Raw genomic sequence first — 24,106 nt, forward strand, 5'->3', positions numbered from 1 at the left:
AGCGTGGAATGAAGATCATGCGAGTTGAGACCAAGACAGGCCGGGTCACGAGCGAGGCAGCCGAGGTGCTGGTCCTGACGCATTGCGAGGGGGAGGGGCTCTCCCAGGATGCCGTGGCGGTGGATCAGGCCATCGGCGGGGTGCTGCGAGATGTGCTGCAATCGAAGGAGTTTGAGGGCAAAGCCAACGAGCTGGCCTTGGTCCATACACAGAAACAGCTTGCCGCAAAACGGATTCTCCTGGTCGGGCTGGGCAAGAAAAAAGACGTGAGTGTGGATCAGCTGCGGCAGGCCATGGGGCATGCGGTGAAGCGGGTGCGTCAGATCAAGGCGGCGGCGTTCACCGTGGCCTTGCCCGCCGTGACGCCTGCCGGATCGTCCCTGGTGGAGGTTGCGCAGGCGATGGCCGAGGGCGCCATTCTCGGCAGTTATCAGTTCACGACGTATCGCAGCGAGCCATCGGCTCCAAAAGATGTCAAAGGGATGTCTGTGCTGGTGCCGCACAAGGACGGTCTTCGCCCGGTGACGGAAGGCGTGCGGCGGGGTGTGGCGACAGCGGAGGCGGCGGTGTTGGTGCGTGATCTGTGCAACCATCCGTCGAACGTGCTGACACCGACGATGGTGGCGAATGAGGCGAAAGCGATTGCGAAGGAGGAATCGCTGACGATCAAGATCCTCGAAGAGCGCGACATGGAGAAACTCGGGATGGGGGCGCTGCTTGGCGTGGCGCGGGGCAGTCATGAACCGCCGAAGTTCATCATTCTCGAATACAAAGGTTCGAAGAAAAAGAATGAACGTCCCGTGGTCCTGGTGGGGAAGACCATTACCTTCGACACCGGCGGTATTTCGCTCAAACCTGCCGAAAACATGGAGCATATGAAGGCGGATATGACCGGGGGCGCCGAGGTCCTGGCGTCGATCCGCGCCGCTGCGCGTTTGAAATTACCGCTGCATCTGATCAGCATTTTGCCGGTGGCCGAAAACATGCCGGGGGGCCGCGCCATGAAGCCCGGCGATGTGGTGAAAACACTGTCCGGTAAAACCGTGGAAGTGCAGAACACGGATGCGGAAGGCCGGCTGATTCTGTCCGATGCGCTTGCCTATGCAACCCGCTATAAACCGGCGGCGCTGATCGATATTGCGACGCTCACCGGCGCCTGTGTCGTGGCGCTGGGTCAATTCGCCATCGGGATGTTCGGGACCGATGCGACGTTGAAGGAGACGGTGCGCAAGGCCGGATTGCGTTCAGGGGAGCGTGTCTGGGAGATGCCGCTGTGGGAGGAATACTTCGAGCAGCTGCGCAGCGATGTAGCCGATATGCGGAATATCGGAGGACGCGGGGGCGGAATGATCACGGCGGCGCTGTTTCTGAGTAAGTTCGTCGGCGATTGTCCCTGGGTGCATTTGGACATTGCCAGCACGGACTGGAGCGAGCGGGAACGGGCCTACATCCCCAAGGGCCCCAGCGGGATCGGGACGCGGCTGCTGATCCAGTATTTGATCGATCGGACACTCTAAGGCCTTCGAGAGGCATGCCACATGTTGATGTCGCGCGAAAAGATCGGGCAGTTGTTCATGGTGGGGTTCGACGGGACGACGGTTTCCGCGGACCTGGCGGCCTTTATCAAGGAATACAAGCCCGGCGGGGTGATCCTCTTTTCGCGGAATCTCGAATCGATCGAGCAGATCGTGGAATTGACGAACGATCTGCAGCGGTGCAGCCCGCACTCGCCGTTGCTGATTTCGATCGATCAAGAGGGCGGCCGGGTGTCACGGCTGCCGAAGAGCTTCACGATTTTCCCGCCCTGCGAGGTGCTCGGGCTCTGCAACTCCTCCGAACTCGCGTATGCGGCGGCTGCGACCATTGCGAAAGAACTCAGAGCGGTCGGGATCAATATGAATATGTCGCCGGTGCTGGATGTGAACAGCAATCCGGCGAACCCGGTGATCGGGGACCGTGCCTTCGGCACGACGCCCGGTCCCGTCTGCGAAATGGGCCTGGCCACGATCGGCGGTCTTCAAGATAGCCGTGTGGTCGCGTGCGGCAAACATTTCCCCGGACACGGGGATACGAGTACTGATTCGCACAAGGAATTGCCGGTGGTGACGGCGGCGCGTGAGCGGCTGGAGGAGGTGGAGTTTCCGCCGTTCCGCCAGGCGACGGCCCACGGAGTTGCGACCTTGATGACGGCCCATGTGCGCTACCACGCCCTGGACGAGAAGGTGCCCGCGACGCTGTCCCCGGCCATCATCACCGATTTCCTCCGCGGGGAGCTGAAGTATGACGGGGTCGTCTTGACCGACGATCTGGAGATGCACGCGATCATTGATCACTATGGCATTGAAGAGGCCACCGTGCGGGCGATTCAGGCCGGTTGCGACATGCCGCTGATCTGCAAAGACCGCAACCGCGAAGTGGCGGCGATCACCGCCCTGGATAAAGCCGTCGCCGACGGGAGCATCACGATCGAGCGGTTGGAGCAATCGCTTGCGAGGATCGCTCGCGTCAAGCAGCGGTTTCTCGTTCCGTCTAAGCCGGTCATTATCTCCGATGCCAAGCTGATCGTCGGGTGCCGCAGTCATCAGGCGCTGCTCCGTTCCATTTACCAGGCACGCGAACGAGTCGCGAAAGTTACGGTGTGAAGCCCCCTCCCCCCTCCTTCCCGGCCGGCCGGCGAGAACTCTGGGCCTGGTGCTGCTACGATTTTGCCAACTCATCCTTTTCCACCCTCATCGTCACCGTCGCCTATAGCGTATATTTCATTCAGATCGTTGCGACGGATCTGTCGTCAGGCGGCACGGCTGAGCGGCTGTGGTTCTGGGGGTATTCCGCTTCCATGCTGGTGGTCGCGGTGCTGTCTCCGATTCTCGGGGCGCTGGCCGATGCCCGCGCCATCAAGCGGCAGCTGCTGATCTTTTCCACCCTGCTGTGCGTCGTCTGCACCGCGTTGCTGTTCTTTGTCGTCAAGGGGGACACCGGACTCGGCCTGGTGTTGTTCGGTCTGGCCAATATCGGGTTCGACCTGGGTTTTGTGTTCTGCAGTGCCTTTCTCGTCGAGTTGGTGCCGGCCCAACAGATGGGACGCTTGTCCGGGTACGGTTGGGGATTCGGGTATGTCGGCGGGCTCTTGTCGCTGGCGCTGGCTTATCCGTTCATCAAGGAGGGATTTGTTGAAGCCAATCTGACCTCGTACCGGCTGAGTTTTGTCGTCACCGCGGTGTTTTTCCTTGTCGCCGCCCTTCCGACTTTTGCCTGGTTGCAGGAGAGGGCCAAGCCGAGAGGTTTTGCGCCCGGGCTGACCCTGTGGCGGGAACTCACGACGCAACTGCGTGAGACGATCGGTGAATTGGCGAGATATCGTGATCTGCGACGGTATTTCGTCGCCTATCTCATTTATACGGATGCCATTAATACGGTGATCGTGGCCTCTGCGATTTTCGCCAATAAAGTCCTAGACTTCACGCCGGGTGATCTGATTATCTACTTCCTCGTGACTCAAATCACGGCAGGCCTGGGCTCGGTCGGTTTCGGGTTGGTCGCGGATCGGATCGGAGCTGTCAGGGCTATCACGATCACGTTAGTCATGTGGGTGGGTTTGGTCGTGGCTGCGGCTTTGGTCCAAACGCACACGCAGTTTTACCTCCTCGGGCTGGTGGCGGGTGCGGCTCTCGGGTCCAATCAGGCGGTGAGTCGCACGCTGATCGGGCGATTTACCCCGCTGGGCCGACAGGGGGAGTTCTTCGGGTTCTTCTCCGTCGTCGGAAAGTTTGCGGCGATCATGGGTCCGATCGTCTACGGTGAAGTGACCGCCTGGACCGGGAGTCAGCGATGGGCGGTGCTTTCCATGGCGGTATTCTTCGTGGCGGGGCTGGCAGTATTTCTCGGGGTCGATGAACGGCGCGGCATTGCGGCCGCTCAGGAATGAGGGGGAGAAGATGGCCGTAAAGAAGGGCGATATTCTGGACGAGCACAAACGTCATCCTCATTCATGCGGACTGGTGATCAAAGTGATGGGCGGCGGCGATGGGTTTGAAAAGGTCGTCTGTTGCGATCATGAGCTGACGGAACAGGATGTGGTGGCGGACATGGGATCGCCCGCCGGACGCAAGAAGGGGATGTTGCCTCCCGCAGTCATCCTGGATGAAAAGAAACTGTATCCCGATTCGTGCGGTCTTCGCGTGATGATTATGGACGGCGGGGCGGGCTTCAAAGAAATCCGCTGCTGCGGCCATTCCTTAACGATGAGTTCCATGCGCGAGTTGAAGTTCGGTCAGATGCGTATACCCGATCCGGAGCCGAAGACTACAGGACCGGCCGGGCACGCGTAATGACGATCGGAGGACGCTGATGGCGACAGATCAATCGGTCACGGCCCGAGGTGACGTGATGAAACGCTGGTGTCATTATATGGAATGGCTGGACCGTTGGGGTTACGCCACGGCGGGGTTCAGCCTCTTGATCCTGGGGATGCTGATTTTTCTCCATGCCTGGTATCTGTTTCTGGTCGTCCTGTTCACCAAAACCGGGGAACTGGCCTTGCTTCCTGCCGGCCTCAAGCTGCTCAACGATTTGTTGTTGGTGATTATTCTGCTGGAGCTCTTCCGCACGGTGGTTCGATTTCTCCAGACCGAGGTCCTGACGCTGGAGCCCTACCTTGCAGTGGGCATTATCGCTTGTACCAGGAGGGTGTTGACGGCGAGCGCCGAGTTGTCGCATCAACAGCATATGACGGACATGCAGTTCTATCAGTACTTGATGGATGTGGGCCTCAATGTCAGCGTCATCATGGTGCTCATTGTTGCCGTGTTCATGATCCGGAAGCGGCCGGCAGGGGGACACAGCGCGATCGCGTAGCGGGGTTTTTACGGTCGCTTTGACTTGCCTGTTTCCAGCGACTTATGGCATCATCCGCATTCCTGGAGACTGGCATGGCGAATTTGCTCGAATATGTCGGCTGCGTCCATATCTATCTCGGTCCGTACCGGGGTAATCCGATCGCGCTCTACCTAAAGCGCACCGAGACGGGCTGTCAGATCAGTCCCAAGGCCTATCCCTGGAACGATGTGTTGGGCGTGGGAGAAACGCCGAACAAGGCTGCGGCGGATTTCGAAGACAAATGGAAGACCAAAGGGCTGGCAGCTGAAATGTATTCGGGGCCGTCATGGGAAGGCGGGATTAAGCCGGAGAAGCCAGCCCCGCCCAAGCCAGTGGCTCCTCCGAAGCCTGCCGCTCCCCCGGCCGCAGCCGGTGTTTCTTCAGTTCCTCAAGCAGCAGCTCCAACTCCTGAAACTCCTCCGCAGGCTGCCTCTGCAGCGCCGGTGACCGCGCCCCAATCCGGGGGCGAGCCGAAGTAGTCCCTTCCCTGTCCGTTACTGCTTACTTGGAACTCCGTGGGACTCCTGCGTGTGACACGCACCCATCTTGCTGTGTCGAACGCCGTACAAGCCATAAATCACGATGCCGGCGATGGTCCACCAGACGAACCGGTGCCAGGTGAGTGCGGGGAGTTGCCACATGAGGGCGAGGCAGGAAAATGCGCCCAGGAGCGGCACCCATGGCATGAATGGGGTCTTGAACGGTCGGGGGTGGTTGGGTCTGGTGTAACGCAGCACGATGAGCCCGATGCAGACCAGCGTGAAGGCGAAAAAGGTTCCGATGTTGGTCATATCCGCGGCTGTACCGATGGGAACGAGGGCCGCCATGATCGCCACCCCGATGCCGGTGAGCCAGGTGGCATGGTGCGGTGTTCCGAAACGTGGGTGGACGACTGAGAGCCATGGGCTGAGCAGGCCATCGCGTGAAATCGCAAAGAACACCCGTATCTGTCCGAGCATCATCACGACCAGTACGCTTGTAATTCCCGCCACAGCGCCGATCGCCACCACTGCCGCGCCCCAGGGATAGCCGACGAGTCGAAGCGCTTCTGCAACGGGGGCGTGAATATCGATTTGGTTAGAGGGCACGAGCCCCGTCAGAACGGCGGCGACGGTGACATAGAGCAGCGTGCAGATTCCGAGCGCGGCCATAATGCCGATCGGCAAGTCCCGCTGCGGATTGCGGGCTTCCTCCGCCGTGGTGGTGATCGCGTCAAACCCGATATAGGCAAAGAAGACAGTGGCGGCTGCGGCGCTCACTCCTGCAAAACCCTGCGGCATGAATGGCGTCCAGTTGCTTGGTGTGACAGCCGGAGCGCCGACGGCAATGAAAAAGAGGATGACGACGAGTTTCAGGCATACGATGATGCCGGTCGCGCGGGCACTTTCTTTGATGCCGATGACGAGGATGACGGTGACGAGCAACACGATGATGGCCGCAGGAAAGTTCGCAACGCCGCCGTCCGGGCCTCCCGGGGCGTGGGTGGCCCATTCGGGCAGGTGAATACCGGCGAGCTTCAGCAGATTGTTGAAATAGCCGGACCAGCCGATTGCGACGGCGACGCAGGCGACGCCGTACTCCAGGATCAGATTCCATCCGGTGATCCACGCCAGGAATTCGCCCAGCGTGGCATAGGAATAGGTGTAAGCCGATCCGGCGACAGGAATCATCGCCGCGAATTCAGCGTAGCAGAGGGCAGCGAGGACACAGGTCAGTCCGGACAGAATGAACGAGAGAATGATACCGGGGCCGGCGCCGGGCCGGTGGGCATCGCCGACGATCGCGGTGCCGATGAGAACGAAGATGCCGGTGCCGATGATCGCACCGATGCCCAATCCGGTGAGGTCCCACGCGCTCAGGGTTCGCTTGAGGCGGTGCTGTGGATGGTCGGCGTCGGAGAGAATGCGCTCGATCGATTTGGTGCGCAAGAGGCGGCTGGTCACGGACCCTTCGGGACGATCATTTGGGGTTGCGGGGGTATTCAATGATGCGTGCTCCATCTGTCCGCAAGTATAGCAGCCGGGTACCTGGGAGCCAGAAGAATTGAGAAGATCGACCCCATAGCCTCAGGCGTGTGTCTGACGAGCGGCTCGGAGCAGGGCTTGAAATAAGCGGCGATGAAGCAGATGGCGCTCAAAGAGAAACTCCGGATGCCACTGGATGCCGAGGAGAAACCGGTGGCGGGGCGATTCCACGGCTTCGATTATGCCGTCCGGAGCCAGAGCGCTGGCGATCAAGGTTGGTCCCACGATTTTGACGGACTGATGGTGAGAACTATTCACCAGCATCGAAGCTTTTTTTACGATTCTGCGGAGGAGGGTCCGTGGGGCGATCGTCACGGCATGGGAGACGTGAACGGCCTTGGCGCGTTGCCGATGGGGCAACACGCCGGGCACCTGCGAGGGCAGATCCTGAAAGAGGCTGCCGCCGCAGGCCACATTGAGGGTTTGCATCCCGCCGCAAATCCCCAGCAAGGGAAGATCGTGCTGTTGTGCGTGATGGACGAGGTCCAGCTCGAAGTTCGCGCGGCGTTCGCTCACAAGGGGAAACTTGTAGCGCTGGCGCTCTCCGTAGAGGCGTGGAGGCAGATCGGGCCCGCTGCCGGTCAATAGGAGACCGTCAACCCCCTCCAGCAGCCGCCGCCGGCCTGCCGCATCAGCGACGAGTGGAAGGATGAGGGGAGTGCCGCCGAGTTCTTCGATCGCGCGAACGTAGCGGGCCCGCAAAAAATAGGTGGGCTCATGCCCGCCCCATTCTTTTCTGTCACCGGCATTAAAATCTGGGGTAATGCCGATGACTGGTTTCATTGCCTAGCGAACGGGCTCCACGGCCGGTGCAGCGGTCTGAGCGGGAGTCTCTGCATCGGGGACTCCGAGAAAGCGGATTGCTTTGTCGCCCGAGAGGTGTTCGGGCGTGATGATATAGGTGCCGTACATGCTGGTGGTCCAGACATTCTTTGCCGCATTCTCATTCAAACCGGAAAAGACATAGGTCAGTCCCCCGACGACTCCACCGACAATAGCAAACGCTCCCTTGCAGGCAAAGTAGGGAATCGTCGCAAGGACCGAAGCAACCTGCATTCCGGCACTCGAGGCATTGCCTCCTTCCGATGCCGGCGGGGCGGGTTCCTGGCTCCAAGCCGGTGCCGCCACTAAAGTTGTAAACGTCATCAGAACGACGAGCGCGAGCAGGGGGAGCGAACGAGTGAATCCATCATGTGTCACGGGAGAACCTCCTTCTTCTCAATGGCAGAAGAGCGGCGGTGACCACTCTCCTGATTCAAAATCATGTGGAGTCGCGTTATAACAAATTACTGGCTGATTGCAAACCCCCTGCCGGCCCCCTCTTGGATATAATGCCGCAAGAAGCGCTTCATGGCGTCAGGTCGAGCTCACTGAGAATGTAGGAAAGAACATACGCTCGCCGCTTATGTGCTGTCCGATCGAGTTCGTGGACCAGTTCGTGACGGTCGATACGTTGGTTCTCTTGGGGCAGGCCCGTTTCCAGTCGAAGGTCGAGTTTGCACCAGGCGATGGCCTGGGCAAAGAGGTCCGGAATGCGTGCCAGGTATTCAGCCTGTTCGGGATCGGCCACCGATGCGAGGGCCTGCGCGAGGTCGTCCGTCAGTGTCAGCCTGTCCTGAAGGGCGGTGAGGTGGGCCTTCTCCACTTCGACAGAGACTTGAATGCCGGCTTTCCAACTCCGTTTTTTGACATTGAACACGCAGTACTGGGTGTCCGCCTGTTCTTCAACGGTTTCAGGACCAAAGAAGAGGGTCACGCGATAGGGAAGCTGGTCCGGCGGTGCGTACGCATCCATGCATTCGCATTGTAGCATGCGCCACGAGGGACCTGCGTGCTAATTGACGGGTTTCTGCCACGACGATAAGATACCGCACGATGATGACATCACGACATGACGAACGGGTGATTGCAATTCAGCAGGCGCTCCGGGAGACCGGCTTGGCGGACGGCTGGTTGTTCTACGACTTTCGTGTGAGCGATCCCCTGGCCTATCGCGTCCTGCTGTTGGACCCGTCGCGTCATGTCACCCGGCGCTGGTACTACTGGGTGCCGGCAGCCGGGGAACCGGTGAAGCTACAGCATCGCATTGAGCCCCATGTGCTGGATGATTTGCCGGGGCGGTCACAGGCCTACGTGTCGTGGGAAGAACAGCACCGGCTTCTTTCGGCCGTGCTCTCCGGACAGCGCCGCGTGGCGATGCAATACTCCCCGCTGAATGCAGTGCCCTATGTGTCTCGGGTCGATGCGGGCACAATCGACCTGATCCGGAGCTTCGGAGTGGAGGTGGTGAGCGCGGCCGATCTGATACAGCGGTTCGAAGCCGTCTGGACGGAGGATCAGCTGGAGTCCCATCGCTATGCGGTCACGGCCTTGCGGCGGATCGTGGATGAAGCCTTTGCGCATGTCGGATCGGCATTGAGCGCCGGACGCTTGCTCACGGAATATGATGTGCAGCAATTCATTCTGGGGCGGATTCATGATGCGGGAATGGTGACGTCGAGCCCTCCCATTGCCGCAGTGAATGCCCATAGCGCCGATCCCCACTATGGGCCGGCCGTGACAGGGTCTTCGGCGATCACCCGCGAGAGTTTGGTGCTGATCGACTTGTGGGCCAAGCGCAGGGAGCCGGGAGCAGTGTACGGTGATATTACGTGGACCGGGTTTACGGGACGGCAGGTGCCCCCCAGGCATCGCGCTGTATTCGAGGCTGTGAGGCGCGGGCGTGATGCGGCGGTGACGTTTGTGGAACAGCGAGTCGCGGCGGGGCAATTCCCCTATGGATGGGAAATCGATGATGCCTGTCGACGGGTCATCGTCGCGGCCGGCTATGGAGAGCAATTTGTCCATCGCACGGGGCATTCCATCGGGGAGGAAGTCCACGGCAACGGGGCCAATGTCGATAATCTTGAAACCCAAGATAACCGCCGGGTTATGCCGCGGACATGTTTTTCCATTGAACCGGGGATTTATCTTCCTCGGGAATTCGGCATCCGCAGCGAGCTGGATGTATATGTTTCCGACCGTGAGGCGCGAGTGTATGGGCAGCCCATCCAGACGGAAATAGTGCCGCTTCTCTAGGCGGCTTCCGGACCATCGCCTCTCCCAAGGCTTCCTTGACAGTCCATTGCTGTGGCGGCTAGATTCAGCGCAGGGGTGGGGTTCGGAGCCGAGCCTCTTCAACGGGTAGGGAAGAAAGGCGCCTCGATGTTCGGAACAATGGGGATTTCAGAGCTGATCATTATTCTTGTGATTGTGCTGATCATCTTCGGGGCCGGCCGGTTGCCCCAGATTGGCGAAGGGGTCGGCAAGGCGTTGAAGGGTTTTAAGAAGGAAGTGCACGATGTTCCTCCTCCGCCCGATGCAGCTCCGGTTCAAGCGGAGGCCCCGCCGCCTCAGTCGGTTCAAGCACAACAAGTCGTGGCCGCTGCGCCTCAGCCGCCGGTTCCGGCGCCAGCCGCGCCGAAGGCGTCCAATGTGCCATATGTGCCGGGTCCCGAGCTGACTCCGGGCACGACGGCGTCGCTGCTCTACAATACGGGTCCTCAGGGACCCCGTTCTTCCGCCCAACCACCAGCGGCTGCCTCGCCAGGCGCGCCTCAACATGTGGTGACGATGGAGGAGCGCGCGACCGCTCCCGCGCCGATGTCGCGTGCCCAGTATCCTCCGCTTCCTCCGGGGGCCCAGGCCCAGCCGGCCGCCAAGCGCCCCTCGGCGATTGTGAACAAAGATGCCGTGGCCCGTGTTCAGGCTCAACAGGCTGCACTCAAGGCCAAGGCAGCTCAGCCGGCTGCGGGTGTGTCTCCCAATGACATGCAGAGTCTCGGGGAAGGACTGGGTGATGCGCTACGGACCTTCCGGCAGGCGGTGGCTGATGTGCGGAACACGGTGGATCCGGAGATGCGTACGATCCAGGCCGAAATGGATTCTGCACAGAAGGAACTCCAACAGTCCCTTGAAGCGGCGCGGGAACTTCCCGCGGTAGAAGAAGAGCCGCCGAAACCGGCGTAAGATCGGCAAGCTTCGTACGCATGACCCATTTCCGCATGCGAGATGATCGTGTTGTTCCCTACCTGCTTCTTGCACTGACCACGATCTTTCTCCAGGCCTGCTACCAAGACTCCCCCTCCTCGACTCCTCGCCATGCGGGAGAGTCGCTTGTAATTCTGTTGGGAGACCAGGACTGGGTTGTCCGCCGAACCGCGGCGGAAGCTTTAGGCAAGATCGGCGATTCGAGCAAGGCGGCCATGTTGTTTCCGGTTCTCGGCGATGGGTCGCCCGAAGTCCGGGAAGCGGCGGCTCGCAGTCTAGGGCGATTTGAGCCGCTGGTGAAAGAAGCAGGTTTTCGGCTGGTCGAGATGCTGAAGGACCCCAGCCCGGCTGTTCGGAAGGCTGCTGCTCAATCGTTGGCCGTGAGCGAGGTTGGTAAGGAGGTTGGCTCCGGGATTGTCTCCTTGTTGTCCCATGACAATGGAGAGATTCGGGCTGCTGCTGTGTCTGTGTTACTGGGAATGGAACTACCGGAAGGTTATGAGGAATTGCTGCAGGCTGCGGCACATGGAGAGGCTCATGTCCGGCAAACAGCGGTTGGGGCCCTCGGGAACCAGGATGATGAGCGCGGAGTCGCGATGTTGCTGGACCGGCTGCGGCATGATGGTGATGCCGCAGTGAGAGCGGAGGCGGCCTATCGTTTAGGTTTTCATCCAGCGGATGCGGTGATTAGCGGCCTGGCTGCGGCGGCTGAGCAGGATGCCAGCGCACAAGTGCGTCGATGGGCTCAGCAGAGTCTGGTGGGATTACGACGATAGGCGGTTGCGATTTAACGCCTCGACCAACTCAATGAGATCTTTCTGGGCTTCTTCCTCGATCTCGATAAACTGGATTCCCATCCCTGGAAATAAAAGGTAGCGCTCGGGCTTCTTTCTAGTCCAGGCCACTTTCCCGGTGGCCCGGAGTTTTTGTCCCGGGCGGTGCGGTAGCGCGAATTCTACTGTCAGCATGGTGCCCGGGGGCAAGGGCTCGCTGCTTTCGATGAAGAGTCCCCCTCCCCCAATTCCTCCGGTCAAACTGTCGATCTGCCTTCCCTCCGGTGTGGAATAGCGAATTTTCAAGGCCAGTGGGGTGCGCGGATAGTTGCGGGAATGGGCGTACTCCCTATCGTCAAAGTTCTGGATGGCCCGGTCGATAATGGCGCTCCAGGGTAGAATGCCGAGCAGGTCGCCCGAGGGGGCGTGAACCAGTACGGTTTCCCATTGGGCGTCAAACGAAAGACTCTTACCTTTGTGGCCGGCGGTTGATTGAACCGTGAATTTCATCGGGGTATTCATTGAGAACAATCCTCGGAGTCGTGCGAGGGATCGGGGGCGTTTAGGCTGCCTGGCCGTTGCTTTCGAGTGACGCGACAATTCTCAAGATACGTTCGCGGAGTTCCTGAGCCATGTCGCAAAAGCGGATCCCCATACCAGGGCTGAAGGTGTATTGATCCGCTTTGGGACAGACCCAGGCCACAACTCCTTTGGCTGGAATCCACTCCGGTGGTTGTTCGGAGAGGGAGAACTCCATCGCGATCTTTGTCCCCACCGGCAGAGGCGTTGTGCTTTCGATAAAGAGGCCTCCGCCGCCGATCCCTCCGGCCCTGCTATCAAACTGGTTCCCCTCAGGTGTTTTATACTTCACACGAAAGGAGAGGGACACGCGTGGTTCGGTCCGCGTTTCCTTAGGCGCGGGCGGTTTGCGATAGGCCAGGATTTGGTCGATCACAAAATCCCAGGGCATACTCCCGATGGGTTCCCCTGAGATTCCTATGAGGGTCACCATTTCTCGAGACGAATCCAGTTCGAGAGCTTTACCTCTATGGCGAAGGCTGGATGATACGGGGTATTTCACAGGTCCTCCTGGGCGTAGGCTGTCTTTCCGCAAGTATAGCGCGGGATGCCCCATTGTCGAGAAAATCGTGAGATTGTCACTGGAGATGTTTCAACGAGGGAAACCGGAGAGGAAGAGGGAGGGACACGCCCGGGCTACGGAGGGTAGCCCGGGCACGCATAAATCTTACGCGCTTTTGGCGTCTTTGTCCTGTTCGTAGATGCGAATGGGAGGATTCTTCCCGGAAATCGCGTCTTCGGTGATGAGAACTTCTTTGATCTGCTTTTGCGAGGGTGCGTCGTACATCACGTCCAGCATGACCTCTTCCAGAATGGCTCGGAGGCCGCGGGCTCCGGTCTTCTGGGAAAAGGCTTTCCGGGCAACGGCTCCCAAGGCGCCTTCGGTAAATTTCAGCTTCACCTTTTCGAACGAGAGGAGCTTCTCGTATTGCTTGGTGAGAGCGTTTCGCGGTTCCGTGAGAATACGGACGAGGGCCCGCTCGTCCAATTCTTCAAGCGTGGCGACCACCGGCAGGCGGCCGACAAACTCCGGAATGAGGCCGTATTTGAGGAAGTCTTCCGGCTGCACTCTGGCCAGCAGTTCACCCAGGCGCACTTCGTTACGGCCGCGTATTTCCGCCCCGAACCCCATGGATTTGCGGTTCAAGCGCTGCTCAATGATGGAATCCAGGCCGACGAACGCGCCGCCGCAGATGAACAGGATATTGCTCGTGTTGACTTGAATGAACTCCTGATGGGGATGCTTGCGTCCTCCCTGCGGGGGGACGTTCGCGACCGTGCCTTCAATCAGTTTGAGGAGGGCTTGTTGCACGCCCTCACCGGAGACGTCGCGGGTGATCGAGGGACTGTCGCTTTTGCGACTGATCTTGTCGATTTCATCGATGTACACGATGCCCCGCTCGGCCCGTTCGACGTCGTAGTCGGCGGCCTGGAGGAGTTTGAGGATAATGTTCTCGACATCTTCTCCGACATAACCGGCTTCTGTCAGGGTGGTGGCATCGGCCAGGGTGAACGGCACATCCAGGTACTTGGCCAGCGTTTGGGCGAGGAGGGTTTTCCCCGTGCCGGTTGGGCCGACCATGAGAATGTTGCCCTTCTGCAGTTCAACGTCGTCGACTTCCTTTTCTTTGGACGAGATCCGCTTGTAATGGTTGTGGACGGCGACGGACAGGATGCGTTTGGCCCGATCCTGTCCGACGACATACTGGTCCAGGTGGTGCTTGATGTCGGCCGGCTTCTTGAGCTTGGAGGAGATTTCTTCCTTGGCCTCTTCCCAATCCTCGGCAATGATGTCGTTGCAGAGGTTGACGCATTCGTCGCAGATGTACACGGTCGGGCCTGCGATGAGTTTGCGGACTTCATCGCGGCTCTTTCCGCAGAACGAACACCGCAGATGTCGGTCGACTTTCTCCTGCTTGGCCATGCGTCCTCCTGTATTACTTGCTCTTGGCCCCGTCTTTGGCTGCGTCGCCGGAATCCACGGCCTTCAAGGCTTTGGGAGGCCGCGTGATGACCTCGTCGATCAGTCCATACTTCTTCGCTTCCTCGCCGGACATAAAGTAGTCCCGCTCTGTGTCGTGCGCGATTTTCTCGATCGGCTGGCCGGTATGTTTCGCCATAATCTCATTGAGCCGTTCGCGGATTTTGAGAATCTCGCGAGCGTGAATATCGATCTCGGTGGCCTGGCCCTGGAACCCGCCCAGCGGCTGATGGATCATGACGCGGGCGTTGGGAAGGGCAAACCGCTTGCCTTTGGTGCCTGCGGTGAGGAGCAAGGCGCCCATGCTGGCGGCCTGCCCGAGACAGATGGTGTTGATGGGGGGCTTCACATATTGCATCGTGTCGTAAATGCCGAGCCCTGCGGTGACGCTCCCTCCGGGAGAATTCACATACAGATTGATGTCCTTCTCCGGATCTTCAGCCTCGAGGAACAGGAGTTGGGCAATGACGAGATTGGCGAACACGTCATCGATGGGGGCGCCCAGGAAGATGATGCGGTCTTTCAGAAGCCGGGAGTAAATATCGTAGGCGCGCTCGCCTCGATTGGTTTGTTCGACGACGATGGGGACCAGCATATGCGTCAGTTCCTTTCCGGCTCCGGGTTGTGAAGCGCGCTGAGTTCAAGCCCAGCACGAAGCCCGTACCTATCCTTGAATCACTGCATTGCGGTAGACGAATTCGAGTGCCTTATCGGCCAGAATGCGGGCACGGAGTTCCTCAATGGAATCCTGGCCGCCGGCCTGGATCATCTTGACCAGGTCCGCCACTGGGACACGAAGCTCCGTGGCCAGACGGTTCACTTCGTTATTCATGTCCTCCTGGGTGACCGTAATGTTCTCCTTGGCGGCGATCGCCTCCAGGACGAGGCCGACCTTGACGCGGCGGTTGGCCTCCTCTCGATGTTCCTCGCGAATGGCGTTGATCTCTTCGGCCGTTGCAGCAGGAGCCGGGTCGGTGGCCTTGCCGCGCTGGCGCTCTTGAAGCTTCTGGCGGACGATCGCGTCCAGTTCACGATTCACCAGCGTTTCGGGAAGGTCAAAGTGATGGGTCTCAGCCAAACGCTTGAGAATCGTATCTTTATAGGATTCGTCAATGTCGCGTTTCAGCGCCTTTTCCATTTCGGTCCGGAGCTTGTCCTTGATTTCTTGAAGCGTGGTATAAGGACCGCAGTCCTTGGCAAACTCGTCGTCCAGGGCCGGCAAGGTCTTTTTCTTGACTCCCTGAATAACGAGCCGGAATTGAACGGTTTTCCCAGCCACCCTGGTGTCGGGATGACTGGCCGGATAGGCCTGAGGGATCTCGATCACGTCCCCTTCCTTCTTGCCGGTCACATGGGCATCGATCTCGATTCCCAGGAGGGCGGCTTTGGAACCGACTTTGTGGAGCTGGCCTTCTTTCTTGGTGCCTTCGAGCGGCGCTCCCGCGAGGAACCCCTCTAAATCGACAACGGCAAAATCCCCTTCGGTGAGCAGGGTTCCGGCCGGGGCCGCTTCCAGCCTTGCCTGTTGCTCTCGTAGGACCTCAAGGGCCCGGTCCAGTTGTTCGTCCGTGACGGTGCGTTTGTCGGGCTTGAGCGAAATAGGATTGGGAGCTTTGTAGTCACGGAGTTCGATCGTCGGCTTGATTTCAACGGTCGCTGTAAAGGTGAAGGGTTCGTTCTTCTTGATCTTCACGCGCTCCAGCGGGGGAATTTCCACGACGACAGGATTGATGCCGGCCTGGCGCACGGCACGCTCGTAAAAATCCGGCACCAGGCTTCGAATCACATCTTCCTCAACCGCTTTGGCATAGCGCTGTTCAAGGATGCCCAATGGCGCTTTGCCCGGGCGAAATCCCGGGATGCGGACTTGACGATTGAGTTCGGTGTAGGCCCGCGAAAAGCGCTGTGTGACTTCTTCCGCGGCAACTTCAATTTTCAAGGCCCGCTTCATGGGGCCCAATTCAGTCATTTCCATCTTCATGGTCATCGGAGACGTCCTTCCACACTACTGCTAGGGATGAGTTCCAACATGGTCTGTCGTGGCTGGTGCGAGAGGGGGGACTTGAACCCCCACGGTTACCCACGAGATCCTAAGTCTCGCGCGTCTGCCAGTTCCGCCACTCTCGCACGGTGGGGAGCATCGCGGGGCTGTCGCCGCGATTGCTGAGACAGCAAAACACGCGATTGTGTAAGCCTTTTGTACCGTTGGAGGTATCCCAGTGTCAACCCATACTCCTGCGGGGCTCGGGGCTCTATCTGAGAATGAGACCGATCTTATTGAGCATCACCGTGGAGGGTTGGGGAAGATGCGATGGGGGTGAGGCCTGCGATATCGTCAGGGGACCAATCGTTGATCGCTGGTCCCGTGAGGTGCTGGGGAGTATACTTAAAGAATGGGAGCTCACTAGCATGTATATTTGTTTTTGATCTGGGTTCATCTGCCCAGTGCTTCTTCGCGGTTTTCTCCTGGCAAGGAGGTATGCGATGTCTCTATCGCTCATTGTGCTGATATCCGCAATCATGGGGGTGATCAGTCTATGGACGTCTCCGGCGGCGGCCTACCGGGAGTATTTTACGGTGGAACAGAAGGCTCAGCTGGCCAAGATTCAGACCGTCCTGATAGAAGCCGTTGCCTTAACGGACAAAGGTTCGAGCGACGCCGGGCCGCTGGCCGAGGTGGCGTCACGAGGACTTGCGGGGTTGGGCTATACCATTGTGCAGGACGTCAGCAAATCTCATGACGTGGTCTTTCGCGTCAAATGCGAGCAGCGCAAGACATGGGAGGGGACAGCGTCATCGGGGGGGGATAACGATTTGCCCGATGCCCCGTCGCGATTGTGGAAAGGACCAGCCTGTCAATTGACCTATGTGCTGAGCGGGATGAAAATCAAATGGCAAAAAGAAGTGCGCACCGATTTTGAGGATGCTTCCGCCGCCGCTCAGGCCGCTCAGGCGGGCGACCCCGGCGCCTTTGCTTTGGCGCGATTGCAGGACGCGCTTGAGAAATATGATTTTCCCGTCTTGCTGGCCGCAGAGTGGGGGCACCCTGAACGGTTGATCAAGCTGTTGGATGCCCCGGACACGAGCGTTCCCAGGAAGATCCGGATCATGTCGCTGCTGGGCGACATGCAGGCCGATGAGGCCATGCCCTCGTTGAAGCAGGCGCTTCAAGACCGGGATCTTGCGAAGCAGGCGCTGGTCGCGATGGGAAATCTTGGCCGAGATGGAATACCTCTCTTGGTTGAGATGATGAATACCTCCCCTCAGATAGAAATACAGGCGGCGGCCGCGAAGGGGCTGGGCCAGCTGGGCGGCCTTCATGGAGACGCCTCGGTCGTGCCCCCGCTGCTGGCCAAACTTCAGGATCCCAAGACGGACTGGACGGTGCTGACTGAGGTCGCATGGGCGTTGGGGAAGATCCCCGATAAACGCTCGATCCAACCGCTCTATGACGTGGACAAAAAGCTGCAAGCCATTCGTGATCCCGATAACCTGACACTCAAGAAGCTCAAGGAGGCCGTCTTCTGGGCGATCAAGCAGTGCGATACCTGGGATCAATACAGCTGATTGTCGCACTACAATTTATCGAGTTCTTTCCCTGCTGGTCGATAGCTCTGGCTGGCTCGCGGCTCGACCGCTATGACCGGACGGTCTTCGGTGTCGAGACCAGGGCGGAACCGGTCGGCCCGCACGGGTTGGAAATCTGAGACGAAGGGATCTGCTGATGACCGATGTGTCACGGAGACGGTTTCTACAAATTACGGCTGCCACGGGGGGCGCGCTCGTGTGTGGTGATTTGACGGAGCAAGTGCTGGGTCTGACAGGCCGGGCCCAAGCGGTTGCCGCAGGCGAGCCGATCAAAATCGGCATCATCGATCCTCTCTCGAGCCCGTACAAGACCTCATCCATCCACGACGTACATGGTGCGAACGTGGCCGTCGATGTGTTTAACAAGACAGGTGGCGTGCTGGGTCGGCCTATTGTCATTTTGGAAGCGGACGACGCCTCGAATCCGGAGACGGCGTTGAAGGCCGCGAACAAGTTTGTGAAGGAGGATCGTGTCGATGTACTGATGGGCACCTTCAATGCTGACTGTTCACTGGTTGTCTCGGAATTTGCGAAGAAGGAGAACAAGCTGTTCATGGTCACGGGTTCGCATCTTCCCGAGCTCAGCGGGGGGGCCTGCAGCTCGCACACCTTCGTGTTTATGCCGAATGCGACGATGATGTCGCGGGCGGTCGTTCCCCATTTGACAAAAGCGTACGGGACGCAGTGGTACATGATCACGACGAGTACGTTGGATGGAAAGGCCATGGCGCAGGCGATGGTCGCGGCCGGGCAGGCCCACGGGGTCGAACTCGTTGGTGAAGCGCTGATGCCCTTCGGGTCCACCAATTTTGAGGCGGCGTTTGCCGCGGCGAAGGATAAGCGTCCGTCACTTATCGTATTAAACCTGTACGGCTGGGACCTGATTCATGCTCTGAAGGCTTATGCCAAGCTCGAGTTGGCCAGGGAGAAGATCGGTGTTGGCGGGATGATCAGCGGTGAACAGATCGGTCGCCCGCTGGGCTATGCCGCCAACGCGGGGATCTGGGGACTCATCTGGGATCCCAAGATTAAAACGGAAAGTTCACGACGCTTCATCCAGGGCGTGATCGACAAGTACAACCATACGCCCACCTCTCGTTGCTACTTGGGATATGCCGCCATGACCCAGATTGTGGAGGCGATGCAGCGGGCCGGCACAATGGGGACAGCGGCGCTGATCAAGGCCCTCGAGGGCCACGAGTTTGACGGGCTCAAGGAAGGCAGGTCGGTGTTTCGCGCGGCTGACCATCAGCATGTGCAGGATGTGTTGGTGGGGGAGGCTTTCGGCAGAGAACTGGGTTTGGGTCACTACAAAATTCTGGCCACGATTCCTGGAGAGACCGTGGCCGGTTCCGTCGATCAGCCGATCTGTACGTTGTAGTTGAAGAAGAAAGAATCGGGGGCTTCTCCAAACAGGAGAAGCCCCCGTGCTATGTGGAAGCGGGAATCGAACTACTTGGTGACCCGCACTTCGACGCGGCGGTTCTTAGCCCGGCCGGCATCGGTCTTGTTTGTCGCCACCGGCTTGGTGTCAGCATACCCGTGAGTCGTCGCTCCCCCTAAGCCGCCTTCCGCGAGGGCTTGAGCGGCGTTGGCCGCCCGGGCTTCGGAGAGTTCCTTGTTCGTCGGGAACTTCTTCTTCAGGGCACTGCGAATCGGACGATTATCCGTATGGCCGTCCACGGCGACTTTGTACTCGGGGAAATCCTTGAGGACGGTGCCGACGTGTTTGAGGGCCTCGACTCCGGCGGGCTTCAGCTGATCCTCACCCGTGCCAAAGAGGTAGCTGGAGGCCAGGTTGATGAGGAGCCGTTCGTTGTTGAGGTCGACCGTGATGTCACCCTTTTCAATCTGAGGGCGCAGGGCCCGGAGGAGCCCCCGTTGGGCTTCTCTCAGCTTAGCCATTTCGGTTGAAAGTTCGCCACGGAGCCCGGCGAGCTCTTGGTCTCGATCGGCGAGCTGGCGTTCCAGTTCGCTTACCCGCTGCGTCGAGGCTGCGAGGTCGGCGGCCAGTTTGTTCTTGTCTCCAGCGGCGCCGGTCAGGGCGGCGAGTTGGCTTTCGAGGTCGGCGATGCGCTGGTTGGCCGCGGCGAGTTGGGCTTCGAGGTCGGCGCTGTGCTGCTTGGCCGCGGTGAGATTGGCGGAGAGTTGCTCCTTCTCGCGTGCTTTGGCTTCAAGGGCCGCCAGTCGTTCTTTATCACTGGATGAGGAGAACTGCGAGGCAGCGAGCAGGCCTTGGAGTTCGGCCATTTGCGTTTTCGTTTTGTCCAAGTCGCCCTGGGCTGACGTGAGCTGGCTTGCCATCTTTGACGATTCACTGGCAGTGATCCGCAGGGCCGCCAGTTCGCGGTCGCGGTCTGCGAGCTGACTCTCAAGTGATTGGGTTTGGGTGGTCAGTGCCGCGGTTTGGTGGTTGGCGGAGGCCAAGGCGGCCTCGAGTCTCTGCCGTTCTTTTTCAAGCGCGGCAATACGGTCGGCCAATTCTTTCGCCGTAGGTTGCGCCTTGCCTTGTGGGCAGATGCGATATTGGAATCCGTTATCCGGACACATGGGTTGCCAGGATGAACAGCCGGAAAGGACCAGAAGGCCGAGTCCCAGGATGGAGGTTTTGTACATTCGCATAGAGTCTCCTTTTTTGTGTGGCTGGTGCTCGCGGGTTGTCCCACGAGCAAATGACCCGTGATTATTGGCGCCCTTTGAGGACATCCCGAATTTCCATCAAGAGCTTCTCTTCATTCGTCGGTCCCGCAGGCGGCGCCGGGGGCGCTTCCTTCTTGAAGCGGTTGACTTGCTTCACCAGCATGAAGATGACGAAGGCAATGATGACGAAGTCGAACACTGACTGGAGGAAGACTCCGTAGTTGAGCGTGGGGGTGCCGGCGGCCTTCGCGGCGATGAGCGAAGGCTGGGGCGTTCCGGACAGATTGATGAATAAGCTGGAGAAGTCGACTTTGCCCATTAATAAACCGATCGGCGGCATCAACACGTCGCTGACCAGGGAGGACACGATCTTTCCAAAGGCGCCTCCGATGATGACACCGATGGCCATGTCGAGAACATTGCCTCGCATCGCAAAATCTCGAAATTCTTTGAGCATACCCATCCTCCTCGGTGACGCACGGTTAAGGGCCCTCGGTTCACAAGACACTATCGTTTGCGTGTGGTGTCGAAGCTGTAGCCGAGTGTCAAGAGGTACAGGTTGTCTGTATCTGTCGTTCCTGCCGCGGGTTTGCTGTTGTACCGCGTGGTGACCTGAATGCCGGCGACGAACCCCTCCCAGATCTTGAACCGCATGCCGTTGTCCATGGTCAGATAGATGTTGCTGGCATTCTCCAGGGAAGGAAAGATTTCGTCATAGTGATAAAGCGTGATGCGGTCATCAAATAGGGGCCAGTTGAGTTTCATGGAAATCCTGGCACGGGTGGATGATTGATCCGCCGCTTCCCTGAAATCTTCATTGAAATAGCTGACGCCGGCTTCTCCGTAGAACGTCATATCTTTGAAGATGCCGGTGTAGTCGCCTCGCTCGATGAATTGGTAGCCGGGGCCGGTCGCGAGGGCGGTTCTCATTTTCAGGTCTTGAAAGCGGTCGCTTTCAACATAGGCGGAGGCGAACCAGTAAAGGCGCTTGGAGATGAAGAAGTCAAGTTTGATTGTGCCCCGGGCGTTGCGGGCGGTCAATGTGTCCCCAGTATCGGCATAGACGTACCGTCCGTTGATGGACAAGCGGAGTTGCTCGCTGCGGGCGACGAAATCGAGCAAGGCGCTCCCATTGCGGAAACTGCTGTTTCCAGTGGCCTGGGAGTAGCCGGCGGTGAAGCTGCCGGCATAGATGACGGGTGGTTGTATGAGCGGATTCACCGCCGTGATGGAGTCAACCGGCACGGTAAGAGAACCCTTCAGTTGTTCTGACTGAATATTGAGATTCCCGTCCGAGCCAGCTGTGGCTGTCCCGACCAGGACCGTCCCCTCCTTTAGGTGAAACGGGATGGGGTGGTTGACGGCCAGTGCGGAGACCTCTGCCCATTTGACTTTGATAGGATCGGGGCTCACGGGTGTTTTCATCACCAAGATGCCTCCGGCCATTTCAACGACTTCACCGTAGATGGTGCTGCCGTTCTTCAGCGTGACGACATCAAGAGGGGGGGCATCTTCCGCTGCATGGACAGATGCAACTCCGCTGATGAGCATGCCAAGCAGCAGAAGTAAAGAGCGAAACCTTGTCATTCCATCCTTCCTCGAAACCACAAAGCACCCTTTGCCTACAGATAGGGTTAGTTCTCAGCTAGAGAATTGTTCTGGGGGAAAGCTGTCTGTTGGATGATTTATATAGCCGACTTCTTTTACTTCGCGCAAGGTCCGAACATTCGTGGGCTTGGTCGTTCGGAGCTGGGCTTTCTCGAAAGCGCACCCTCGTCAGCACCTCCAAGGCCAAGTGGCGGTATGACCGAGGAGTGGAAGGTCGGGGGTGGTTGGACTGCTTTTAGTACGAGGTGTACTGCTTATCCGCAATGTGCTGTGAGGGCTGACGACTCCGCCTCAATGGACCCTTATTGTGGGTTGAGTCTGGCTTGGATGGAAGAAAAGGTGGCCTGGCAGATCATTCCCTGGGCTGAGAGCCAGTGGCGGTTTGTCTCGTAGTGAAAAATTACATGGATTGTATGATTCCGCCGCCGAGGAGTTGGTCGCCGTGATAGAAGACGGCCGATTGGCCTGGACTCAGTGCCCGTTGTGCCGTCTGAAATCGTACCGCGACAGAGCCGTTGTCCTGATAGCGGATGGTCGCTGGTGTCGCGGGTGTGGCATAGCGAACTTTGGCCTCCACCGTGGCGGAGGGGGCAAGCAGAAGAGGATCGAGCACGTTGAGGTCCGCCACGACACAGTGTGAACTGAGTAAGGACTCATCAGGTCCAAGGACGACGGTGTTGCTATCGGGCTGGACCCGTTGAACGTAGAGGCGTTCACCGGAGGAAATCCCGAGCCCACGTCGTTGCCCTGGCGTATAGAACGCAATGCCCTGGTGGGTGCCAAGGGGTTTCCCGGTCTGATCCAGAAACAGTCCGGGATTATTGGCGGAAGGGATTTCTTTCTGTAGAAACGTCCGGTAGTCGCCGTGACTCACGAAACAAATCTCCTGGCTTTCCTGGAGCTCTTCGGACGGGAGTCCAAGGTCTTCGGCCAGGTTCCATACGGAGGGTTTGTCCATCATCCCCACGGGAAAGAGGAGTCGGTTGAGCCAGGATGCCTGGAGACGATAAAGAAAGTAGCTTTGATCCTTGCGCTGATCGATTCCCTTCTTGAGGACAGGCCGGTCTTCAAGGGTTTCGACGCGGGCGTAATGACCGGTGGCAACAAAGGAAATGCCTTTGGCCTCGGCGATCTCGACAAGTTGCCTGAGTTTAACGCGTTCGTTGCAGCGGACACAGGGGTTTGGCGTGGTCCCGGCGGCGTATCCTGAGACAAAATCTTCGATGACGGCTGCACGGAATTGTTCACGTGAATCGATGAGTTCATGAGGGATGTTGAGCTTCTGAGCGACATAGCGGGCGATCCCGACCTTACAGCAGCCGCGTTCCTGCCACCGCTTGGAGGCGGCGACGGTCTCATCTTCGTGTTCCCAGACCTGGAGGGTGACGCCATGAACATCGTATCCTTGGCGGACCAGGAGGAGAGCGGCGACGGAGCTATCAACTCCTCCGCTCATGCCGAGGAGAACGCTGGGACGTGACATGGTGGTCGCTATTGTACCGGCTGGGGACTGAAAGGGCTAGAGGTTTGGTGCCCGCATCTTGTTGCGGCGGAGACTGAGGTCGTGCACGTTGTTGTTCGGCTGGTTAGCGTCATCCGTCCATTTATCGGCTCCCATGTCACACATCCCGTGGAAATGGGCTCCATCTGCGATGGTAATGGCGGGGGTTCGGATGTCTCCGATTAGGACGCCCTGTTTGAGGATTTGGACCCTTTCTGTAGCGGTCACGGTTCCGTTGATCTTGCCGCTGTTCGTCAAGACGCCGGCGGAAATGATGCCGTTGATGATGGCGGATTCACCTACGATGACCATTCCGGTAGTATGAATCTCACCCTCGAGACGTCCGTCCACTCGAACAGTGCCGTCGAAGTTCAGGACCCCTTTAAACTCGACCCCTCTGGCGAGAAACGTGAAGTTGTCCTCTGCGTGTTCAGGGGATCCTTTGCTGTCGCTGAGGGCCCACATTGATATAGCCATACCTTTCTCGCTCTGTAGCCATCGCATCGGG

25 protein-coding genes and 1 tRNA gene are annotated in these 24,106 nt (G+C 58.8%); 11 read left to right on the forward strand and 15 right to left on the reverse strand.

Annotated elements, in window-relative coordinates; all coding sequences use genetic code 11:
* Positions 1 to 8: 8 nt before the first annotated feature.
* From ACO9S2_RS08300 to ACO9S2_RS08325, 6 genes are all read left to right on the forward strand, one after another.
* The gene (locus ACO9S2_RS08300) at positions 9 to 1,517 is read left to right on the forward strand and encodes a leucyl aminopeptidase (RefSeq protein WP_423721498.1); all 1,509 of its coding nucleotides are present in this window, start codon (positions 9 to 11) and stop codon (positions 1,515 to 1,517) included.
* A 21-nt stretch (positions 1,518 to 1,538) separates the two neighbouring features.
* Positions 1,539 to 2,642: a beta-N-acetylhexosaminidase gene (gene nagZ / locus ACO9S2_RS08305; RefSeq protein ID WP_423721499.1), complete on the forward strand. Its 1,104-nt coding sequence runs from the start codon at positions 1,539 to 1,541 to the stop codon at positions 2,640 to 2,642.
* Positions 2,639 to 3,925 (forward strand): MFS transporter, encoded by a 1,287-nt coding sequence (locus ACO9S2_RS08310; protein ID WP_423721500.1) that lies wholly within the window; start codon positions 2,639 to 2,641, stop codon positions 3,923 to 3,925. The genes nagZ and ACO9S2_RS08310 overlap by 4 nt, the downstream gene beginning before the upstream one ends.
* Before the next feature lie 10 nt (positions 3,926 to 3,935).
* A complete protein-coding gene (locus ACO9S2_RS08315; protein WP_423721501.1) occupies positions 3,936 to 4,328 on the forward strand; it encodes a hypothetical protein in 393 nt (130 codons plus the stop codon).
* Positions 4,329 to 4,347: 19 nt separating this feature from the next.
* Entirely contained in the window at positions 4,348 to 4,854 is a 507-nt protein-coding gene (locus ACO9S2_RS08320; RefSeq protein ID WP_423721502.1) for a phosphate-starvation-inducible PsiE family protein, read from the forward strand.
* A 74-nt stretch (positions 4,855 to 4,928) separates the two neighbouring features.
* Positions 4,929 to 5,354, forward strand: a complete 426-nt coding sequence (locus ACO9S2_RS08325) for a hypothetical protein (RefSeq protein ID WP_423721503.1) — start codon at positions 4,929 to 4,931, stop codon at positions 5,352 to 5,354.
* A 15-nt stretch (positions 5,355 to 5,369) separates the two neighbouring features.
* On the opposite strand, the gene ACO9S2_RS08330 is transcribed toward ACO9S2_RS08325, so the two are convergent.
* From ACO9S2_RS08330 to ACO9S2_RS08345, 4 genes are all read right to left on the reverse strand, one after another.
* Positions 5,370 to 6,818 (reverse strand): amino acid permease, encoded by a 1,449-nt coding sequence (locus tag ACO9S2_RS08330; RefSeq protein ID WP_423721505.1) that lies wholly within the window; start codon positions 6,816 to 6,818, stop codon positions 5,370 to 5,372.
* A 123-nt stretch (positions 6,819 to 6,941) separates the two neighbouring features.
* Complete coding sequence (locus ACO9S2_RS08335) at positions 6,942 to 7,682, reverse strand: gamma-glutamyl-gamma-aminobutyrate hydrolase family protein (protein ID WP_423721506.1); 741 nt, start codon at positions 7,680 to 7,682, stop codon at positions 6,942 to 6,944.
* A gap of 3 nt (positions 7,683 to 7,685) precedes the next feature.
* The gene (locus tag ACO9S2_RS08340) at positions 7,686 to 8,099 is read right to left on the reverse strand and encodes a hypothetical protein (RefSeq protein ID WP_423721508.1); all 414 of its coding nucleotides are present in this window, start codon (positions 8,097 to 8,099) and stop codon (positions 7,686 to 7,688) included.
* Between the two features lie 148 nt (positions 8,100 to 8,247).
* On the reverse strand, positions 8,248 to 8,694 hold the full coding sequence (locus ACO9S2_RS08345) for a hypothetical protein (protein ID WP_423721509.1): 447 nt from the start codon (positions 8,692 to 8,694) through the stop codon (positions 8,248 to 8,250).
* An 80-nt stretch (positions 8,695 to 8,774) separates the two neighbouring features.
* Here ACO9S2_RS08345 and ACO9S2_RS08350 point away from each other — a divergent pair, with 80 nt between their 5' ends.
* The 3 genes from ACO9S2_RS08350 (at position 8,775) to ACO9S2_RS08360 (ending at position 11,704) form a co-directional block, all read left to right on the forward strand.
* On the forward strand, positions 8,775 to 9,977 hold the full coding sequence (locus tag ACO9S2_RS08350) for a M24 family metallopeptidase (protein ID WP_423721510.1): 1,203 nt from the start codon (positions 8,775 to 8,777) through the stop codon (positions 9,975 to 9,977).
* 126 nt (positions 9,978 to 10,103) lie between these two features.
* Positions 10,104 to 10,907, forward strand: coding sequence for a twin-arginine translocase TatA/TatE family subunit (gene tatA / locus ACO9S2_RS08355; RefSeq protein WP_423721512.1), 804 nt, complete (start codon positions 10,104 to 10,106; stop codon positions 10,905 to 10,907).
* A gap of 35 nt (positions 10,908 to 10,942) precedes the next feature.
* Positions 10,943 to 11,704 (forward strand): HEAT repeat domain-containing protein, encoded by a 762-nt coding sequence (locus ACO9S2_RS08360; protein WP_423721513.1) that lies wholly within the window; start codon positions 10,943 to 10,945, stop codon positions 11,702 to 11,704.
* On the opposite strand, the gene ACO9S2_RS08365 is transcribed toward ACO9S2_RS08360, so the two are convergent.
* From ACO9S2_RS08365 to ACO9S2_RS08390, 6 genes are all read right to left on the reverse strand, one after another.
* Positions 11,693 to 12,223 (reverse strand): PilZ domain-containing protein, encoded by a 531-nt coding sequence (locus ACO9S2_RS08365; RefSeq protein ID WP_423721514.1) that lies wholly within the window; start codon positions 12,221 to 12,223, stop codon positions 11,693 to 11,695. The genes ACO9S2_RS08360 and ACO9S2_RS08365 overlap by 12 nt on opposite strands.
* Positions 12,224 to 12,263: 40 nt before the next feature.
* Positions 12,264 to 12,671, reverse strand: coding sequence for a TIGR02266 family protein (locus ACO9S2_RS08370; RefSeq protein WP_423721516.1), 408 nt, complete (start codon positions 12,669 to 12,671; stop codon positions 12,264 to 12,266).
* A 276-nt stretch (positions 12,672 to 12,947) separates the two neighbouring features.
* Positions 12,948 to 14,204, reverse strand: a complete 1,257-nt coding sequence (gene clpX / locus ACO9S2_RS08375) for an ATP-dependent Clp protease ATP-binding subunit ClpX (RefSeq protein WP_423721517.1) — start codon at positions 14,202 to 14,204, stop codon at positions 12,948 to 12,950.
* Between the two features lie 13 nt (positions 14,205 to 14,217).
* Positions 14,218 to 14,856 carry an ATP-dependent Clp endopeptidase proteolytic subunit ClpP gene (gene clpP, locus ACO9S2_RS08380; protein WP_423721519.1) on the reverse strand — a complete coding sequence of 213 codons (639 nt, stop codon included), beginning with the start codon at positions 14,854 to 14,856 and terminating at the stop codon, positions 14,218 to 14,220.
* A gap of 69 nt (positions 14,857 to 14,925) precedes the next feature.
* Positions 14,926 to 16,248: a trigger factor gene (gene tig, locus ACO9S2_RS08385; protein ID WP_423721520.1), complete on the reverse strand. Its 1,323-nt coding sequence runs from the start codon at positions 16,246 to 16,248 to the stop codon at positions 14,926 to 14,928.
* Positions 16,249 to 16,305: 57 nt separating this feature from the next.
* A tRNA-Leu gene (locus tag ACO9S2_RS08390) sits at positions 16,306 to 16,388 on the reverse strand.
* 357 nt (positions 16,389 to 16,745) lie between these two features.
* Here ACO9S2_RS08390 and ACO9S2_RS08395 point away from each other — a divergent pair.
* Together ACO9S2_RS08395 and ACO9S2_RS08400 are read left to right on the forward strand one after the other, a co-directional pair.
* Positions 16,746 to 17,828 (forward strand): HEAT repeat domain-containing protein, encoded by a 1,083-nt coding sequence (locus ACO9S2_RS08395; protein ID WP_423721521.1) that lies wholly within the window; start codon positions 16,746 to 16,748, stop codon positions 17,826 to 17,828.
* A gap of 157 nt (positions 17,829 to 17,985) precedes the next feature.
* Positions 17,986 to 19,230 (forward strand): ABC transporter substrate-binding protein, encoded by a 1,245-nt coding sequence (locus tag ACO9S2_RS08400; protein ID WP_423721522.1) that lies wholly within the window; start codon positions 17,986 to 17,988, stop codon positions 19,228 to 19,230.
* A 71-nt stretch (positions 19,231 to 19,301) separates the two neighbouring features.
* Here the strand turns inward: ACO9S2_RS08400 and ACO9S2_RS08405 are convergent, their stop codons facing one another.
* From ACO9S2_RS08405 to ACO9S2_RS08425, 5 genes are all read right to left on the reverse strand, one after another.
* Entirely contained in the window at positions 19,302 to 20,471 is a 1,170-nt protein-coding gene (locus ACO9S2_RS08405; RefSeq protein ID WP_423721523.1) for an OmpA family protein, read from the reverse strand.
* Positions 20,472 to 20,532: 61 nt separating this feature from the next.
* Positions 20,533 to 20,952 (reverse strand): large conductance mechanosensitive channel protein MscL, encoded by a 420-nt coding sequence (gene mscL / locus ACO9S2_RS08410; protein ID WP_423721524.1) that lies wholly within the window; start codon positions 20,950 to 20,952, stop codon positions 20,533 to 20,535.
* Between the two features lie 44 nt (positions 20,953 to 20,996).
* Positions 20,997 to 22,076 (reverse strand): DUF481 domain-containing protein, encoded by a 1,080-nt coding sequence (locus ACO9S2_RS08415; protein WP_423721525.1) that lies wholly within the window; start codon positions 22,074 to 22,076, stop codon positions 20,997 to 20,999.
* A gap of 421 nt (positions 22,077 to 22,497) precedes the next feature.
* On the reverse strand, positions 22,498 to 23,580 hold the full coding sequence (gene mnmA / locus ACO9S2_RS08420; protein ID WP_423721526.1) for a tRNA 2-thiouridine(34) synthase MnmA: 1,083 nt from the start codon (positions 23,578 to 23,580) through the stop codon (positions 22,498 to 22,500).
* Between the two features lie 36 nt (positions 23,581 to 23,616).
* Positions 23,617 to 24,075 (reverse strand): bactofilin family protein, encoded by a 459-nt coding sequence (locus ACO9S2_RS08425; RefSeq protein ID WP_423721527.1) that lies wholly within the window; start codon positions 24,073 to 24,075, stop codon positions 23,617 to 23,619.
* Positions 24,076 to 24,106 lie beyond the last annotated feature (31 nt).

It is taken from the genome of Nitrospira sp. NS4 (assembly GCF_049546785.1).
Classification (GTDB): Bacteria; Nitrospirota; Nitrospiria; order Nitrospirales; family Nitrospiraceae; genus Nitrospira_D.

Bases quoted from the DNA above. Each gene is read 5' to 3' on its own strand.
- ACO9S2_RS08345 (WP_423721509.1), bottom strand. From the start codon at position 8,694: ATGGATGCGTACGCACCGCCGGACCAGCTTCCCTATCGCGTGACCCTC.
- ACO9S2_RS08370 (WP_423721516.1), bottom strand. From the start codon at position 12,671: ATGCCCTGGGATTTTGTGATCGACCAAATCCTGGCCTATCGCAAACCG.
- ACO9S2_RS08300 (WP_423721498.1), top strand. From the start codon at position 9: ATGAAGATCATGCGAGTTGAGACCAAGACAGGCCGGGTCACGAGCGAG.
- ACO9S2_RS08395 (WP_423721521.1), top strand. From the start codon at position 16,746: ATGTCTCTATCGCTCATTGTGCTGATATCCGCAATCATGGGGGTGATC.
- clpP (WP_423721519.1), bottom strand. From the start codon at position 14,856: ATGCTGGTCCCCATCGTCGTCGAACAAACCAATCGAGGCGAGCGCGCC.
- nagZ (WP_423721499.1), top strand. From the start codon at position 1,539: ATGTTGATGTCGCGCGAAAAGATCGGGCAGTTGTTCATGGTGGGGTTC.
- ACO9S2_RS08350 (WP_423721510.1), top strand. From the start codon at position 8,775: ATGATGACATCACGACATGACGAACGGGTGATTGCAATTCAGCAGGCG.
- mscL (WP_423721524.1), bottom strand. From the start codon at position 20,952: ATGGGTATGCTCAAAGAATTTCGAGATTTTGCGATGCGAGGCAATGTT.
- clpX (WP_423721517.1), bottom strand. From the start codon at position 14,204: ATGGCCAAGCAGGAGAAAGTCGACCGACATCTGCGGTGTTCGTTCTGC.
- ACO9S2_RS08315 (WP_423721501.1), top strand. From the start codon at position 3,936: ATGGCCGTAAAGAAGGGCGATATTCTGGACGAGCACAAACGTCATCCT.
- ACO9S2_RS08365 (WP_423721514.1), bottom strand. From the start codon at position 12,223: ATGAATACCCCGATGAAATTCACGGTTCAATCAACCGCCGGCCACAAA.
- tig (WP_423721520.1), bottom strand. From the start codon at position 16,248: ATGACCATGAAGATGGAAATGACTGAATTGGGCCCCATGAAGCGGGCC.
- ACO9S2_RS08360 (WP_423721513.1), top strand. From the start codon at position 10,943: ATGCGAGATGATCGTGTTGTTCCCTACCTGCTTCTTGCACTGACCACG.
- ACO9S2_RS08405 (WP_423721523.1), bottom strand. From the start codon at position 20,471: ATGCGAATGTACAAAACCTCCATCCTGGGACTCGGCCTTCTGGTCCTT.
- ACO9S2_RS08400 (WP_423721522.1), top strand. From the start codon at position 17,986: ATGACCGATGTGTCACGGAGACGGTTTCTACAAATTACGGCTGCCACG.
- ACO9S2_RS08425 (WP_423721527.1), bottom strand. From the start codon at position 24,075: ATGGCTATATCAATGTGGGCCCTCAGCGACAGCAAAGGATCCCCTGAA.
- ACO9S2_RS08335 (WP_423721506.1), bottom strand. From the start codon at position 7,682: ATGAAACCAGTCATCGGCATTACCCCAGATTTTAATGCCGGTGACAGA.
- tatA (WP_423721512.1), top strand. From the start codon at position 10,104: ATGTTCGGAACAATGGGGATTTCAGAGCTGATCATTATTCTTGTGATT.
- ACO9S2_RS08320 (WP_423721502.1), top strand. From the start codon at position 4,348: ATGGCGACAGATCAATCGGTCACGGCCCGAGGTGACGTGATGAAACGC.
- ACO9S2_RS08415 (WP_423721525.1), bottom strand. From the start codon at position 22,076: ATGACAAGGTTTCGCTCTTTACTTCTGCTGCTTGGCATGCTCATCAGC.
- mnmA (WP_423721526.1), bottom strand. From the start codon at position 23,580: ATGTCACGTCCCAGCGTTCTCCTCGGCATGAGCGGAGGAGTTGATAGC.
- ACO9S2_RS08325 (WP_423721503.1), top strand. From the start codon at position 4,929: ATGGCGAATTTGCTCGAATATGTCGGCTGCGTCCATATCTATCTCGGT.